This is a genomic window from Saccharopolyspora rhizosphaerae, from assembly GCF_003931915.1.
In the GTDB taxonomy this organism is placed as follows: domain Bacteria; phylum Actinomycetota; class Actinomycetes; order Mycobacteriales; family Pseudonocardiaceae; genus Saccharopolyspora; species Saccharopolyspora rhizosphaerae.
This window is the reverse complement of the sequence record NZ_RSAA01000001.1, coordinates 356,385-371,710: the sequence shown is the minus strand read 5'-3', so window position 1 is coordinate 371,710 and position 15,326 is coordinate 356,385. Positions and strand designations below refer to the sequence as shown.

General features: G+C 70.7%; 13 protein-coding genes. 5 read left to right on the top strand and 8 right to left on the bottom strand.

Annotated elements, in window-relative coordinates; all coding sequences use genetic code 11:
* Positions 1–206: 206 nt before the first annotated feature.
* Positions 207–1,523, top strand: a complete 1,317-nt coding sequence (locus EIL87_RS01730; RefSeq protein WP_233575941.1) for an MFS transporter — start codon at positions 207–209, stop codon at positions 1,521–1,523.
* The gene (locus EIL87_RS01725) at positions 1,520–2,941 is read left to right on the top strand and encodes a pyridoxal phosphate-dependent decarboxylase family protein (protein WP_125088323.1); all 1,422 of its coding nucleotides are present in this window, start codon (positions 1,520–1,522) and stop codon (positions 2,939–2,941) included. Before EIL87_RS01730 ends, EIL87_RS01725 begins: the two co-directional genes overlap by 4 nt.
* Before the next feature lie 167 nt (positions 2,942–3,108).
* On the opposite strand, the gene EIL87_RS01720 is transcribed toward EIL87_RS01725, so the two are convergent.
* Positions 3,109–3,996, bottom strand: a complete 888-nt coding sequence (locus tag EIL87_RS01720) for an alpha/beta hydrolase (protein WP_199740142.1) — start codon at positions 3,994–3,996, stop codon at positions 3,109–3,111.
* A gap of 197 nt (positions 3,997–4,193) precedes the next feature.
* Here EIL87_RS01720 and EIL87_RS01715 point away from each other — a divergent pair, with 197 nt between their 5' ends.
* Positions 4,194–4,658 carry a CAP domain-containing protein gene (locus tag EIL87_RS01715; RefSeq protein WP_125088322.1) on the top strand — a complete coding sequence of 155 codons (465 nt, stop codon included), beginning with the start codon at positions 4,194–4,196 and terminating at the stop codon, positions 4,656–4,658.
* Between the two features lie 234 nt (positions 4,659–4,892).
* Here EIL87_RS01715 and EIL87_RS01710 read toward each other — a convergent pair whose 3' ends face one another.
* The 5 genes from EIL87_RS01710 to EIL87_RS01690 form a co-directional block, all read right to left on the bottom strand.
* Positions 4,893–5,507 carry a LysE family transporter gene (locus tag EIL87_RS01710; RefSeq protein ID WP_125088321.1) on the bottom strand — a complete coding sequence of 205 codons (615 nt, stop codon included), beginning with the start codon at positions 5,505–5,507 and terminating at the stop codon, positions 4,893–4,895.
* Positions 5,508–6,014: 507 nt separating this feature from the next.
* Positions 6,015–6,737 (bottom strand): Ltp family lipoprotein, encoded by a 723-nt coding sequence (locus EIL87_RS01705; protein ID WP_125088320.1) that lies wholly within the window; start codon positions 6,735–6,737, stop codon positions 6,015–6,017.
* Between the two features lie 567 nt (positions 6,738–7,304).
* Positions 7,305–8,765 carry an LCP family protein gene (locus EIL87_RS01700; protein WP_233575940.1) on the bottom strand — a complete coding sequence of 487 codons (1,461 nt, stop codon included), beginning with the start codon at positions 8,763–8,765 and terminating at the stop codon, positions 7,305–7,307.
* Between the two features lie 250 nt (positions 8,766–9,015).
* A complete protein-coding gene (locus EIL87_RS01695) occupies positions 9,016–9,582 on the bottom strand; it encodes a GNAT family N-acetyltransferase (protein WP_125088319.1) in 567 nt (188 codons plus the stop codon).
* A 194-nt stretch (positions 9,583–9,776) separates the two neighbouring features.
* Complete coding sequence (locus EIL87_RS01690) at positions 9,777–11,111, bottom strand: nickel pincer cofactor-dependent isomerase, group 22 (protein WP_125088318.1); 1,335 nt, start codon at positions 11,109–11,111, stop codon at positions 9,777–9,779.
* A 99-nt stretch (positions 11,112–11,210) separates the two neighbouring features.
* Between EIL87_RS01690 and EIL87_RS01685 the strand changes: the two genes are divergently transcribed.
* Both EIL87_RS01685 and ilvA read left to right on the top strand, forming a co-directional pair.
* Positions 11,211–11,606 (top strand): DUF5313 family protein, encoded by a 396-nt coding sequence (locus EIL87_RS01685; protein ID WP_125088317.1) that lies wholly within the window; start codon positions 11,211–11,213, stop codon positions 11,604–11,606.
* 46 nt (positions 11,607–11,652) lie between these two features.
* On the top strand, positions 11,653–12,900 hold the full coding sequence (gene ilvA, locus EIL87_RS01680) for a threonine ammonia-lyase IlvA (RefSeq protein WP_125088316.1): 1,248 nt from the start codon (positions 11,653–11,655) through the stop codon (positions 12,898–12,900).
* A 9-nt stretch (positions 12,901–12,909) separates the two neighbouring features.
* On the opposite strand, the gene EIL87_RS01675 is transcribed toward ilvA, so the two are convergent.
* Together EIL87_RS01675 and EIL87_RS01670 are read right to left on the bottom strand one after the other, a co-directional pair.
* Complete coding sequence (locus EIL87_RS01675) at positions 12,910–14,493, bottom strand: alkaline phosphatase D family protein (RefSeq protein ID WP_125088315.1); 1,584 nt, start codon at positions 14,491–14,493, stop codon at positions 12,910–12,912.
* A gap of 111 nt (positions 14,494–14,604) precedes the next feature.
* A complete protein-coding gene (locus EIL87_RS01670; RefSeq protein WP_125088314.1) occupies positions 14,605–15,126 on the bottom strand; it encodes a lytic polysaccharide monooxygenase auxiliary activity family 9 protein in 522 nt (173 codons plus the stop codon).
* Positions 15,127–15,326: the final 200 nt, after the last annotated feature.

Genomic DNA, 15,326 nt, shown 5'->3' with positions numbered 1-15,326 from the left:
TGGCACGCCACGCAGAAGGGCTTCGCTGTTCGAGGAGCCTGCGGTCAGCCTAGAACACCGGACCCCACGGGTCATCGGAATTTGGTGCGGCTCACTCACCGTTCGACCCGGATGGCGGTCTTGGGTGACGAAACGATCCGATCTTGTTCGCGAGGATCGCCGTCGGTGCGAGGATGCGGGAAGGTCAGCGAGCCCGGAGGAGTCCAGTGGCAGTTCCCGTCCAGAAGCGGATCGGACCTCGCGTCCGGATCGGCTACTCGTTCGGCTCGCTGGTGACCGGGTCGTTCACCACGGTGCCGGGCCTGCTCCTGCTGCCGTACCTCACCGACGCGCTCGCCGTGCCGGGTTCGGTCGCCGGCGCGATCGTGCTGGTGCCGAAGGTGTGGGACGTCGTGTTCAACCCGATCGCCGGGCGGCTCTCGGACGCGAGCCTGGTGCGACACGGCAGCAGACGACCGTTCCTGCTCTGGGGCGGCATCGGCGTGGCCGTGCTGTTCGCCGGCATCTTCGCCCACCCCGGGTTCGGCAGCACCGCGCTGGACGCCGGGTACGTGATGGTCGTGTACCTGGTGTGCGCGACCGCGTTCGGGCTCTTCCAGGTGCCGTTCAACGCCCTGCCCGCGGAACTCACCGACTCCCGCGGTGAGCGGACCCGGCTGACCAGCTGGCGGATGGGTTTCCTCGCGGTGGCCGTCCTGCTCTCCGGCGCCGGTGCGCCCGCCGTCGCCAACGGCGTGGGAGGGGTGACCGGCTACCGGGTCATGGGGCTCGTGGTCGGTCTGGTCATCCTGCTCGGAGCGGTGCTGATGGTCCTGGGCGTGCGCGGTGCACCGGTGGGACGGCTGCGCCCGGGCGCGCGGGGCTGGCGCGAGTTGGTGACCACGATGCGGCGGTGGCGGTCGTTCCGGCGCCTGGTGCTCGTCTACTCGGTGCAGGCCCTCGGCTTGGCGACCCTGCTGGCGGGAGTCAACTACGCGTCCCGGTACGTCTTCGGGGATCCGGCGGTGCAGACCTGGCTGTTCGTCGGGTTCGTGCTGCCGGCGTTGCTGACGATGCCGTTGTGGCCGCGGCTCGGGGAGCGGTGGGGCAAGCTGTGGGGTTTTCGCGCCGCCTGCATCACGTTCGGCGTGGCCAGCACCGGGCTGTGCGCGGCGCTGGTGCTCCCGGTGGCCGTGTCGTTCGTGTTCGTCGGCCTGGCCGGTGTCGGCTACGCCGGCATCCAGGTCTTCCCCCTGGCGATCATGCCGGACCTGATCACCACCGAGGAGGAGCGGACCGGGGAGACCAGGGCCGGGGTCGCCGCCGGAGTGTGGACCGGGGCCGAGACGCTGGGCATGGCGCTGGGGCCCTGGCTCTTCGGACTCGTCCTGGGTGCGGGCGGCTACGTGTCCAGTGTGGACGGGATGGTGGCGCAGCCGGACGGTGCGGTGACCGCGATCCTGCTCGGCTTCTCGCTGCTGCCGGGTGCGCTGGTGCTGTTGGGACTGCCGCTGCTGCGGCGTGACGTGCTGGAGGGGCGATGAGATCCGCCGAGGACATCCTGACCGAGCTGCGCGCGCTGCGTGCCGGTGACCTGCCCACCCACGGCGGGCGCACCCTCGCCTACGTCTACGACAGCGGGCTCGACGGGGTCGACGACCTCGCCGCCGCCGCGCACGCGTTGGCCTCCAGTGCCAACGGCCTCGACCCGACCGCGTTCCCGAGCCTGCTGCGGATGGAGAACGACCTGGTCGCCGCCACCTCCGAGCTGGTGGGCGGCACACCGCGCACGGTGGGGTCGGTGACCTCGGGCGGTACCGAGTCCTGCGTGCTCGCCGTGCTCGCCGCGCGCGAGGGGAACTCCGGCGTCGCAGAGCCGAACGTGGTGCTCCCGGCGACCGCGCACGCCGCGTTCCACAAGGCCGCGCACCTGTTCCGGGTCCGTCCGGTGGTGGTGCCGGTCGACCCGAAGACCTTCCGCGCCGACCCGGAGGCCATGGCCGCCGCGATCGACGACGACACGGTCCTCGTGGTCGCCAGCGCCCCCTCCTACGCCCACGGCGTGGTGGACCCGATCGCGGAGATCGCCGCCGCGGCGGCCTCCCGCGGGGTGCGGACGCACGTCGACGCGTGCATCGGCGGGTGGGTGCTCCCGTACTTCCGCCGGCTCGGACGAGCTGTGCCCGAGTTCGGCTTCGCCGTCGAGGGCGTCACGAGCGTGTCGGTCGACCTGCACAAGTACGCCTACTGCCCGAAAGGCACCTCGGTGCTGCTGCACGCTGACGCCGAACTGCGCCGCGGCCACTACTTCGCCAGCGCGGACTGGCCCGGCTACACGATGCTGAACTCCACGCTGCAGTCCACCCGTTCCGGTGGTCCGCTGGCGGCGGCGTGGGCCGTGCTGCACCACATCGGCGACGACGGCTACCTCGCGCTGGCCGAAGCCACGCTGGAGGCGGTCGAGGCGGTCCGGGCGGAGGTGGAGGCCCTCGACGGACTGCGGCTCGTCGCCGAGCCCGGTGCGACGCTGCTGGCACTGACCACGGACGACGACCGTCTCGACCTGTTCGTCGTCGCCGACGAGATGGCGGCGCGCGGCTGGTACGTGCAACCGCAGTTCGCCCACCAGAGCTCGCCGGCGAACCTGCACCTGACGATCACCGCGTCGAACCGGGGGAGCGAGGGCGACTTCGCTGCGGCCCTGCGGGATTCGGTGAGGGCCGCACGCGCGGCGGGACCGGTCGTGGTCGACGAGGGCATCGCGGCCTTCCTCGCCGACCTCGACCCCGACGCCCTCACGTCCGAGGAGTTCGGCCAGCTGCTCGCCGCGGCGGGCATGGGTGGCGGCGCCGGTCTGCCCGAGCGCATGGCCGAGGTCAACGCGATGCTCGCGCTCGCCCGCCCGGCCCTGCGCGAACGCCTCCTGCAGGAGTTCCTCGGCCTGCTCTACCAACCGTCCTAGGGGCTGGTCCGCTCCGGTGCCACACTGCGCGGCTCGGCGGATCCGCGTGCTCAGCCGCGGTGCACCGACCGCGACGGCGCTCAGGACGTGCCGCGGCCCCAGTGGCTCGTCCGCGTGCTCGAACAGCCCCTAGCCTTCGAAATGCGCTCGCCTCAGGTGTTCGCAGATCAGGTCGTAGACCTCCCGCACCTGTGCTTCGCCGGCTCGGAGCTGGTCGTAGCCGTGATCCACGCCGGGAACGTCGCGGTGCTCGCGCAGGATCCCGGCGCGCCGCAACGACTCGGCGTAGCGCACCCCTCCGCGTGCAGCAGGTCCAGTTCGGCGGTGATCAACACCGCGGGTGCGGTCCCGGCGAGGTCCTGGCCGTTGTCGCCGTGCGCGGGCGAGGCCAGCGGGTCCGACCGCAACGCGTGGTCGGGCAGGTAGGAGTCGTTGAAAACCGCGGCCATCCACGGCTTGAGGAACGTCGGCTCAGCACGGTTGCGCACCCGCAGCTTCTCCCGGGCCGACGCGACCAGGTCCAGAGCCGGGTAGTGCAGCACCTGCAGCGCGAGCCGAGGACCGCCCGCGTCACGCGCCTGCCGCGCCACCGCCGTGGCCAACGAGCCACCGGCGCTGGCGCCGCCCACGCTCAACCGGTTCTGGTCCACACCGAGTTCGGCTCCGTGCTCGGCGACCCAGCGCACGACGTCGAAGCACGCCTTCGGCGGGATGGGGAACGGGTTCTGCGGTGCCACCGGGTAGTCCACGTTGAGCACGGCGACCCCGGCGTGGGCGGCCAGGTACCGGCACAGCGCGTCGTCCTGCTCCGGGTAGCGGATCACGAAGCCGCCACCGTGGAGGTTGACGTGCAGCGGGGGAGGGGCGGCACTCTCCGGCGGCAGGTACAGCGTCGCGGGCACCTGACCGTAGGCGGTGGGGACCACGACGTCGCGGGTCCTGCTGGGGATCTCCGGGAATCGCGGCTTGCGGCGGCTGTGGGAGGCCAGCGACGTGACGCCCTGGATCACCACCGCGGCGGCACGCGTGACAGTGGTTCGGCTCAGCACGGGCATGACGATCAAGGTAGTCACTCGGGACCGCCGACGGGAGTGGATGGTGAGTGATCCGCTCCCGCTCGGCACAGGGGCGTGGAGCGGGTCGAGCGACGCGCGAAATTGATCACTCAGAGTAGCGAGATGGTGTGAAGTACCCGCTCAGAGGCCTTTTTGATCTGAACGCGCTTCCGGCAGCTGCCGTAGCTTTCGAAGCCATGACCCCGAAGAGAACGCTCTGCGCAGCTGTCGGCGTGCTCCTGGTCGGCGGTGGGATGAGCATCGCGGCGGCGTCCATGACGGCAGCCACTGCGCGTCCACCGCAGGACCAGGTGCTGTCCTTGGTGAACGAAGCCCGGGAGAGCGCGGGCTGCGCTCCGCTGACCGTCGATGGCCGGCTGGTGAAGTCCGCCACCGATCACAGCGCCGACATGGCCCGACGCGGCTACTTCAGCCACACCACGCCTGACGGCGTCACCTTCGCCGAGCGTGTGCGCGGGGCCGGATACCCCAAGCCCGGCGCCGAGAACCTCGCGCGCGGCCACGCCAACGCCGAGCAGGTCGTGCAGGATTGGCTGAAGTCCCGGAGCCACCGCAAGAACATCCTGGACTGCTCGTTCCGCACGATCGGGGTGGGGGTCGACCAGGGCGGCACGTACTGGACCCAGGACTTCGGCCGCTGACCACCGGAGCCGAGCGGTGCACCAGCGGAGTTGCACGGTGACGCCAGGACTCGTGTGCCGAACCGCTCTTCGCGTGCGGTTCCCGGAATCGGGGCAGGAGGCGGTGGATCAGAACAGCGCCGTCGACACCTGGACGGGTGCACCGAAACAGCGGGCGACGTCGTCTACACCCCGGCAGCCGACCACGACGCCGAGCCGCGCGCAGCGGCCGATGCCCCGGTGCACTGGTCGCGATCACCCGAGGACCGTGCGCGCCGCGAGGACCACGATGAGGAAGCTCGAGACCGCCGCGGTCACGAGCTGCCCGCGCCTGCCCGTCAGGGCTCGCCCGAGCATCGTTCCGCAGGCGGCCAGGGACAGCTGCCACGATGCGGACGCGGCGGTCGCTGCGAGCACGAAGACGAGCCGCTCACCGGCGGTGTCCGCGATCGCGGCTCCGCCGCCGACCACGATCGCCGCGAAGTACACCACTGTCGTCGGGTTGACCGACGTCATCGCCACCAGGGCGAGGTAGGCCCGGAGCGGGGTGTGCGACGCAGGCACCTCCTGGATCCGCACGTGCCTGCGCCACGCGCCGACGGCGAGGTGCACGGCCACGAGGACCAGGACGACGACCGACGTCCACCGCAGCGGTTCGGCCCACGCACGCGCTCCGTCGAGCAGCGCGCCACCACCGAGCACGGCGAGGAGCGCGTAACCGCCGTCGACCGTGGCGACCCCGAGCCCGGCAGCCGACCCGACGCCGAACGACGTCCGCGCCGACAGCGAGACGAGGTAGGCGCCTACCGCCCCCACCGGAACCGCGATGCCGAAACCGGCCAGCAGCCCGGCCACGGCAGCCGAAGTCACGGCACGATCCGCACTCGCCTCCCGCAGCACAGCTGCTGCCGTGCCTTTTCCGTCGCCGGCGAAGTCGACAAGTGGACAAGACCGATTTCCATCCCGACAACCTAGGAACCCGAACCCCGCCACGGCGAACGGTTTTGTCGGAGACCACGGACACCAGCCCCGCGCCGCGGCGCGACAGGTGCAAGAACGGGGCGGGGCGGTCCGCGTCGACGGTCTGCGCGGTCCGGGGCTTCCGTGGCAACGCCGATCGGGCCCCGGACGCGCCGCCACGCTCACGGGGCGTTCGCCCGATCAGCTCGACTGGTGGGTTTTCGACTGCGCGTGCGACACCGAGCCGCTCGTGGACGGCCTGAGACCCCGGGTCGTTCGGTGGATCAGGTGGACGGAGACCTGGACCTGAACTCGGACACCTGCCGGGTTGGGACGTTCTCGAACGGAGCGGAGCGATGGCCTGGGCGCCGCTCCCTCCCGCGGCCGCACGCACGGGAGGTGTTGTCCCGTGATCCTTCAGCGGAGGTGCGTCATCGCGTAGTCGACTTGTTCCGGGGCGAAGTGCTCGAAGGCTAGCTGATCGCGCAGCTCAGCATCCGAGAAGCTGCCGGACCGCAAGTAGGACTCGGCAGATCCGAGCGCTTCCGCGTTCCAATCGACCTGCACATGCGCTACGGCCCATTCGCACACCTCGGACGGGTACTGCTCATAGGCAAGCTGGTCGACCAGTCCTGCCCGGGAGAAGTCGCCGGACCGGACGTACGACTCGGCAGACTCGACCGCGTTCTCGTGCTCACGTGATGGGTACTGCGGCTCGCTGACAACGAAGCCGCCACTGGACGTGGCCTGCTGCTGCACGGGTCCGGACTCGGCCGGACCCCCGGTCAGGCACACCACCAGACCGAACAAGCAGAGCGCGGTTCCCGCCCAAGCAGCCCGCTCGTTGGTGGCGAGTCCGCGCTTGACCCGCTTCACCCCCAAGAACCCCAGCGTCACGCCCACAACCACCACGGGCAACGCCAGGAACCCGAGAACTGGCACGAACGCCAGCGGCAACCCGATGCATCCGAGGGTCAAGGCGGCACGACCGAACCCCTGCTGGTAGACGACCTGCTCACTCATGGTTCCCCCTGATCGCGCCCGCTCATCGGCAGGGTCGTATTCGCTCCACGGCGCGTCCGCGCGGAACACGAGTGACGCGGCGCTGGTGATGTCGTGGCGCACGAGCCACGAGTTCACCGACCCGACCTGCCAACCCGGGCAGTCGCGGTGTCGTGGGTGTTCCCCAGCTGTTCCCCCACCTCACGGACGGTGCACCACGTGGTGCAGTCGCACCCGTGCCGGAAGTCCCGCCGCCGTGCGTCACCAGGACGCACGTGCGTTCGCGGGGAGGCCCGCGTGGACGTACCGCCGTTCGACGCACCCACCTTCGGAGATGCGGACACTGACCGTCGTCCCGGTGGGGCGTGGCGGAGGTGGGCTCGTTCCGCTCGCTGGCACCGCACCCGAAGGCGGGGGCAACGCCACGGTCACCGTGGGGCTGCACCAAGGACTTCGACTCGTGGGCGTGTCGCTGGGCGGCAGCGTCAGTGCTCAGTCCGGACGACGTGGACCACGTGGGGGGAATCAGGTCGGCGTTTCGGCGCACGCGCGGAAGACCACGACTCGGTGCTGCGTGGTACCTGGTCGACCAACGCGGTTCGACCGCGGTGCCTCGACCGCCCGTGCGAGACCGAGCCGCCCGGTGAAAGCCTGTGGTGGCGCGAACCGCACGACACCGACCCGGGAGACCACGCGGGAACGACGTCAGTTCACGCAGGGGACTCCTGCTGCGCTGATCGGAGCCTGGTCCGGGGTTTCCGGGTCCTGCTGCTGCCGGGCGGTCCCGTCCAGCGCGAGCGTGCCACCGGGTGAGAAGCGCGGGCCGGCCGGCCCGTCGTAGTCCGAACCGATGAGCACCTGGACCCGGCCCGACGCCAGCGACGAGTCGGACTCGGTCGGCATCCCGCCCAGCAAGGAGGCCACCTCGTGCGCCGCTGCTCCGGCGCCCGACCCGTAGCGCACGACCGACGAACTGCGCTTGCTGGCGTTGCCGACCGATCCGACGTCGATGCCCTGGGCTCCGAGCTGGTCCTGCACCTTCGCCGCCAGACCGGTGGTCCGGGTGCCGTTGAGCACGTCGACCCGCGCGCTCACCGGTTCCTGCGACTCCGTTCCCGCCGTCTCCGAGGTCGGCGGCGGGGTCGGAGCGGGTGAGCCGGGAGCGCCCGGGGGCAGCGTCGACGCGCGCACCGCGGCCTTGACCGCCCGCGGGTCGACCTTGAGCGCTTCGCCGTCCGGGGTGTCGTAGGCGGCGTCCTCGATCGGGATGGTGTTGAACTTGATCGCGCCACCGGCCAGGCCGCGCAGGCGTTCGGCGAAGGCCAGCACGTCCGACTCCTCGCCGAGGTCGAGCACGACCGAGTCCTGCACCGAGTTGATCAGTTCCCGCAGCTTGTTGGGGTTGGCGAGCACTCCGCCGGACAGCGCTGTCTGCGCGAGGCCCGCCAGGAACGCCTGCTGCCGCACGACCCGGTCCAGGTCGCCGCGCGGAAGCCCGTGGCGCTGGCGGACGAACGCCAGTGCGTCCGGCCCCGAGATGGTCTGCTTCCCCGCCTTGAAGTCGGCGCCGGAGAAGGAGTCGCTGGTGTCGGAGTTCAAGCACACCGGGACACCGCCGACCGCCTCGGTGATCTCGGCGAAGCCGAGGAGGTTGACCTCGGCGTAGTGGTCGATCGAGGAGCCGGTGAGGTTTTCCACCGTGCGCAGCAGCACCTTGCGGCCGGCTTCGTTCCCCTCGCGCTCGAGCGTCGCCCGATCCGTCACGCCGCGCCTCTGCTGGCTGACGACCTCGGCTTCCTTGCCGCGCCCGTACGCGGAGTTGATCTTGTGCTGGCCCTGCCCGGGGATCGAGACGTAGGAGTCGCGGGGGAAGGAGAAGCCGACCGCGCTGGTCCCGTCGTTGGGGATGTGCAGCATGATGATCGTGTCGGTCAGCGACGCGTCGCTGGCGCCCGCGTGCAGTTCGCGCAGGACCTCCTCCGGCAGGGGGTTGCCGTGCGCGTCGGTCCGGCTGTCCATGCCCACCAGCAGGATGTCCACCGCGCCGTCCGCGCCACCGCCTTCGGCGACATCACTGGTGGCCAGGCCGGCGAGCAGGTGCCGGTAGTTGCTCCAGCCGTACCCGGTGACCAGGAGGATCACCAGCGACATGATCGTGGCGATCACCTTGGGAGCGACCGGCTTCGGGCGCCGGCGCTGCGGCAGCGGGCGCGCCGGCGGCCGCCCGCGGGGGCGCCGAGGCGGGACCGGATTCCTGTCGCGTGGCGTTGGCAAGGTTCCTCCGTCGGGTGCGCCCCACTGGGTCGGCGCTCGGTCGACCACTCCAGGATCGCATCGAGGAACCGCTGGCCGGGGTTGATCTGATCACCCGATGGCGGCTGATTTCGCGACCCACCGTGATGTGGCCTGGTCGTGGTCAGTCTGCGGAATAGCCGCCTTCCGGGACTTCCGGCAGGTCGCTCTGCCGGACCCGGTAGACCTGCAGCGCGGTGTCGTAGTACTTCGTGGTCTCGCCGACCCACTCCATGCCGATGCGCTGCGCGGTGGCGATCGCGCGCGTGTTGTTCGGCCGTGCGAGGGCGAAGATCTCGTCGATGTCGAACGTGAAAGCCCAGTGCAGCAACGCGATCGCGGCCTCGGTGGCGTAACCGTGGCCCCATTCGGCGGGACGCAGCTGCCAGGTCAGCTCCAGGTCGTGGTCGTAGGGCGGCAGCAACCGCAGCACGAGACCGCCCACCACCTCCCCGTCCTCGCGGCGTTCCATCGCGTAGCGGCCGGTCGGCGGGATGAGGTTGGGCTGCGACTCGGTCCAGGACTGCACCACGGCCCGCATCGCGGCCAGGTCGGCGACGCTCGAGATCACCGGGGTCAGCCACTCGGTGACCTCGGGCCTGCCGTAGAGGTCCAGGGCGGCCTGCACGTCGGAGTCCTCGGTGGTCCAGGGCCGGACCACGAGCCGGTCAGTGGTCAGCGGAAGTTGCATCGTCGGCCCTCGCCTTCCACGCACCGGCGGAGCCCGCCGGATCGAACGATGTGGGGGAGCTCACCCGGAATTCTATCCGCAGCTACATGTTTCTCGCGACTGTCATTTCAGTGTCGACCAAAATCAATTCCCGCCCAACCATGACGAACCCGCCCGGGGCCAAGGGACCGGACCCGGGCGGGCAGTGGAGGAGATCAGTGGATCTGCGGCAGCTTCGGCAGGTGCCCGTCGCCGTCGAACTCCCACACGCGCGGTTCACCGAGCGCCGTCATGTCCGGGTGCTCGGCGACCTCCTGCGCGTAGGCCTCGGAGACCTCCACGCGCGGCATCGACAGGGTGTTGCGGATGCGGACGACCTTCGCCGGTCGCTCGTGCGGTCCTCGGGTGAGGTGCAGCGCCGCCGTGATCGCGTCGCGGTCGTTGGCCAGCGCCATCGGGATCCGCGCACCGTCGGGGACGCCCGAGGTCAGCGAGTTGGTGTAGAACGAGCCGAACTCGATCTGGTCCAGGCACCCCTGGGTCGTCATGTCCGCCATGCCCAGCCCGCACGCGTTGCCGTTGGTGTGCTCGGTCAGCCCGAGCACCACGATCCGCTTCACCGGCGTCGCCTGGAACTTGTCGGTGTTGACCGGAGCCCGGCCGGTGATGTTCGGGTCCATGCCCGCGCCGCTGATGTCCTTGCCGATCTCGTCGACCACCAGCACGTCGATGTCCGACATCAGCAGCTTCGGCATCAGCGACTTGGCCTCGGCCAGCAGTTCCGCTTCGCGCTCCAGCATCCGCTCGGTCGGGACCAGCTCCAGCCGGGCGATGTCCTCGTAGGCGTTCTCCACCACCGCCATGCCGAACTCGAAGGGCACCACCGCCAGGGCCGCCTTCGCGACCTCCGGGATCAAGGTGTCGAACTTCTCGAACCCGTGCCGGTGCAGCGTCGCCGCACCGGCGTGCTTGCCGAGCCCGATGCCGATCATCTTCGCCAGGCCGCTCTCGTGGGTGCCCCGGAAGTCGGTGTGCGGCTTGACCCGGCCCAGCACGACCACGCTGTCGGCCTGCGCGGCCTCGGCGTCGAAGTGCACCGGGGTGCCGTCGGCCAGCTCGGTGATCACCACGGTCTCCATCGACGAGGTGATCGGAGCCCCGACGGTCTCCTCGGTCACCCCGTACTCGGCCAGCACGTGACGCTGGCCCTCCGCGGTACCGCCGCCGTGGCTGCCCATCGCCGGCACCACGAACGGCTTCGCCCCGTGCTCGGCCAGCGCGCCCACCAGGGTGATCGCGATCCGGTCGAGCTGGGCGATGCCCCTGCTGCCCACCGTCACCGCGATGCGCTTGCCGCTGACCGGGTGGGCCCGGTCGTGCTCGGCTACCTGCGAGCGGATCGTGCCCTCGAGGTCCTCGACCGACTCAGCGGCGAAGCGCTGCTCGATGGGGAACATCCGGGGGAGTTCCACACCAGCACCAGCCAGCCTTACCTTCTCCACGTTGAACATCTTCTTCTCCGCGCGCTGTGACCAGGGGTTCCCGCTCACCTTGGCAGCTCGAACGGGCGAGGACACCCTCCTTCCGGCCTTCGTCGCGGAACCTGCGGTGGTGCTCGTCTCACCGGGGACGGGTCCTATGCTGGCCGCATGATTCGTCCCGGGCCTGTGCGGTGGTTGCACTACCAGTTCGGGGGACGGTTGCCGGAGCAGTACCGCGACTGGGTGCTGCACGACGCGACCTGCCGGACCTGGGTGCTCAGGGTGCTGATCCGCGGATTGCTGCAGATCGCACCGATCGGGCTGGCGCTGTTCCTGGGGCTGGGGTTCCTGGGCGGGGCGTGGCCGATCGCGGCAGGCGCTCTGCTGCTGGGGGTCCTGGTGGTGGCGCGCATCGTGCTGACCAGCTCGGTGGACAGCGTGGACAGCCGGCTCACGAAGTACGGGTTCCCGCCCGGGTACGGCTCCGCCGCGCGGCGGCAGCGCGACGCCGAGGCCGCGGAGCGGTACCGGGCCGTGTGGCGGCAGAACCCACCTGAGAGCTGAGCCACCCGGCGACCGCCGGATTCACCAGCGCCTTTAGTATCGGCAGGTGTCCGTTGAGCTCAATCCCGCCGCGATCTTCCGGGCCGGTACCCGCCTGCGACAGGTGGTCCGGCGCACGCCGCTGGAGACCAGCAGCCGCCTCAGCGCCGAGCTCGGGGTACCGGTGCGCCTCAAGCGCGAGGACCTGCAGGTCTGCCGCTCCTACAAGGTGCGTGGTGCCTACAACCTGATCTCCGGGCTCGACGCCGACGAGCGCGTGCGCGGCGTGGTCTGCGCCAGCGCGGGCAACCACGCGCAGGGCTTGGCCTTCGCCTGCCGGGAGCTCCAGATCAAGGGCCGGGTGTACCTGCCGGCCAACACGCCGCGGCAGAAGCGCAAGCGCATCGCGACCATCGGCGGCGAGTGGGTCGACCCGATCATCGCGGGCTCGTCGTTCGACGAGGCCAGCGCCGCCTCGAAGGCCGATTCCGAGGAGACCGGCGCGGTCTACGTCCACCCGTTCGACGATCCGCGCACCATCGCGGGTCAGGGCACCGTGGGCCTGGAGATCGCCGAGCAGCACGACGGTCCGATCGACACCGTGATCGTGCCCGTGGGCGGCGGTGGCCTGATCGCGGGGATCGTGCTGTGGCTCAAGGAGCACTTCCCGGAGACCCGCGTGGTCGGTGCCGAACCCGCCGGCGCGGCGAGCATGCGGGCGGCCTTCGACGAGGGCGCGCCGGTGAAGCTGCCCGGGGTGGACACCTTCGTCGACGGTGCGGCGGTCGGCCGCGTCGGTGACCTCGGCTACCAGGTGGCCCGCGAACTCGTCGACGAGCTCGTGGCGGTGCCCGAGGGTGCGGTGTGCACCGAGATGATCGAGCTCTACCAGACGGAGGGGATCATCGCCGAGCCCGCGGGCGCGCTGGCGAGCGCCGCCGCCCGGATGCTCGAGCGCACGCCGCGCGGCCCGGTGGTGTGCGTGGTCTCCGGCGGCAACAACGACCTCAGCCGCTACGGCGAGATCGTCGAACGCTCCCTGCTGCACGAGGGGCTGCGGCACTACTTCCTGGTGACCTTCCCGCAGGAGCCCGGCGCGCTCCGGCACTTCCTCGACGACGTGCTCGTCGACGGCCAGGACATCGTCGCCTTCGAGTACGTCAAGAAGAACAACCGCGAGACCGGACCGGCGCTGGTCGGCATCGAGCTCGACAACGCCGACGACCTCGACGACCTGCTGACGCGGATGAAGGAGTCGCCGCTGCAGATCGAGCAGGTCTCGCCCGGCTCGCCGCTGTTCTCCTTCCTGGTCTGAGCGCGCTGCTTAGGAGAGCCGCCGCACGCAGACCTCCTGCAGGGCGTCGTCCGACGTGGCGCCCCAGAGGGTGACCTGCGCGTGAGGGCCGTGGTAGTCGAGCTGGGCGATGCTGTTGCTGAAGAACGGCCCGTCGGTGCGGCGCCAGGCCACCGGCAGTGGCGGCACTCCGGCGCGCAGAGCCATTCGCTGCACCAGCCGTGACGGGGCCTTCGACCAAGCCGCCCGCAGCGGTGCGCGCAGCGGTTTCGGGATCATGTTGCGCAGCGGTGAGCAGGTCAGCTGGGTGACGCGCGAGTCCAGCCGGCGCGGGTAGTCGGCCTCGGCGAGGTAGCTGTGGTGGACGTCGCCGGAGAGCACGCTGATGGTCCTCGGCGCGTCGGGACCGGCGCCGCGTTCGCCGATGAGTTCGGCGAGCTGGTCGAAGGAGTCCCGGAACGCCGCCCAGTGCTCCAGATCGCCTGTCTGGCGGAGCTTCTCGGCGAGGTCGGCGTGGCGACCGGTGCAGGCGCGTTCGTTCCACGACTGCGCGTGGTGCACGGCGTGGGGCAGCAGCCACGGCAGCGACGAGGCCAGGGCCAGGTGCTTCCGGTCCGCGGCCATCACCTCGCGCAGCCAGGTGAAGTCTCCGCGGGAGAGCATGCCGCGGTCGTCGGTCTCCAGGATCCGGCCGCAGCGGGTGTCGAGCACGACCAAGCGCACCCCGCCGAGGTCGCGGGAGTAGCTCCAGCGCACGCCCTTCTCACCGTGTTCCTCGCGATCGGCCTGCGCGGCCAGCTCCCGCAGCACCGGCATGGCGTCGCCGTGCCTGCCGACCTCGCGCACCTCGCGGAAGACCGGGTCGGACTCGAGCTGGTCGGGGTCGAGGTTGCCGATGTGCTGGTAGATCCAGTACGCGACGAGCCCGCCGAGCAGGCGCTCGCGCCACCACGGCAGCTCGGACATCGCGGTGCGCCAGGCCAGCGAGGTGTTCCAGTCGTCGCGCACGTCGTGGTCGTCGAAGATCATCATGCTGGGCAACGTCGACAGCAGCCAGCGCACCGGCGGGTCCTGCCACGAGAAGCGGTAGAGCAGCGCGTACTCGTCGAAGCTGGCGACCTCCTTGCCGGGCGGGCGGGAGAGGTCGCGCTGCGCGGCCAGGTGGCGGCGCACGCGCGGGGTGGTCTGGTCGGCGTAGACCTGGTCGCCGAGCAGCAGGAGCACGTCCGGTCGTTCGTCTTCAGGCGTTCCGGCGACGCGGGAGGCGGTCGCGGTCAAGGCGTCCGGGCCCAGCCGGTCGCGTCCGGAGGTGGGCCGGTCGAAGTGGCAGGAACCGAACAGGGCGGTGAGCCGGTCGGTGGCGGTGACCGGTCGGATGACGCTGGGGGAGGCGTCCCGCTCGGGCCAGACGACGCGCCCGTCCAGCCGCACCTGGTAGGGCGTCGGTCCGGTGACGTGCACGGTCAGCAGGGCGTAGTGGTGGCCGCCGACCTGGAAGGTGTGCTCGGCGGTGTCGACCACCTCGACCGTGCAGGGGGCGTCGGTCTCCACCCACACGGTGGCGCGGCTGCTGTCGACGAAGCGCAGCAGTGGTCCCAGCACCAACTCGGTCACCGCACCTGGATACACCACATGCGGGGAGCCGGAAACTCGGTCGTGTCCACTGTGGCTCGTGCGGGGTGGGCGGGCCCGGCGTCGGAGCCCGGGCCCGCCCCAGCGCGGGGGTTACTCGATCGCGCCCACGTTGACGTCGATGCAGGCGTAGAACGCGTTGGCGGTGTCGGCGACGTTCCAGACGGCGAGCACCTTCTGCGGGCCGCTGAAGCCGGACAGGTCGACGTTGTGCGACAGCTCCTGCGGCGGCTGTTGGCCGCCCTGGTCGAACGAGCCCACCAGCTGGTCGCCGATGTAGTACTCCCAGGTGGTGGTCTTGTGCGCGGCGGTCAGCTTCCAGTTGAAGGTGGCCTGGGCGCCGATCGGGGTGGCGGTCCAGCCCTTGGAGTCGTCGTCGAGCTCCGCGAAGGCCTCGTTGCCGCCGCTGCAGCTCTTCAGGCCCTTCGGGCCTTCGACGCTCTGCGGCTCCCAGGTGATCGACCCGCACTCGACGGTGCCCGCGGCGCATTGGGCCTGGCGGCTCGGCGGAGCGTCCACGTAGCCGTGGGCGCTGGCGGTCCCGGCGGGGATGGCGACCAGGAAAGGTGCCACTGCGGCACCGACCACGGCTGCGGAGATCTTTCGATTGGCCATTGTGAGCTCCTTCGGGGGAATTCGCGGCAGTGTGAATCGATTCCGAAGCGGTGGGTCCGTGCCCGGTGACCGCTGTCGGAATAACTGCCGCGGAAGGGGTTTCGCCGATCGGTTAGTGGTCTGGACCATAATTCGGCTCAGGTGGCGAGTCAAGGACGAATTGACGGCGTCATCGCCGGGAACGTTAGCAGAGGCTTTGT

Coding starts and splice junctions, on each gene's coding strand:
- EIL87_RS01725 (WP_125088323.1), top strand. CDS start 1,520: ATGAGATCCGCCGAGGACATCCTGACCGAGCTGCGCGCGCTGCGTGCC.
- EIL87_RS01720 (WP_199740142.1), bottom strand. CDS start 3,996: ATGCCCGTGCTGAGCCGAACCACTGTCACGCGTGCCGCCGCGGTGGTG.
- EIL87_RS01715 (WP_125088322.1), top strand. CDS start 4,194: ATGACCCCGAAGAGAACGCTCTGCGCAGCTGTCGGCGTGCTCCTGGTC.
- EIL87_RS01695 (WP_125088319.1), bottom strand. CDS start 9,582: ATGCAACTTCCGCTGACCACTGACCGGCTCGTGGTCCGGCCCTGGACC.
- EIL87_RS01685 (WP_125088317.1), top strand. CDS start 11,211: ATGATTCGTCCCGGGCCTGTGCGGTGGTTGCACTACCAGTTCGGGGGA.
- EIL87_RS01670 (WP_125088314.1), bottom strand. CDS start 15,126: ATGGCCAATCGAAAGATCTCCGCAGCCGTGGTCGGTGCCGCAGTGGCA.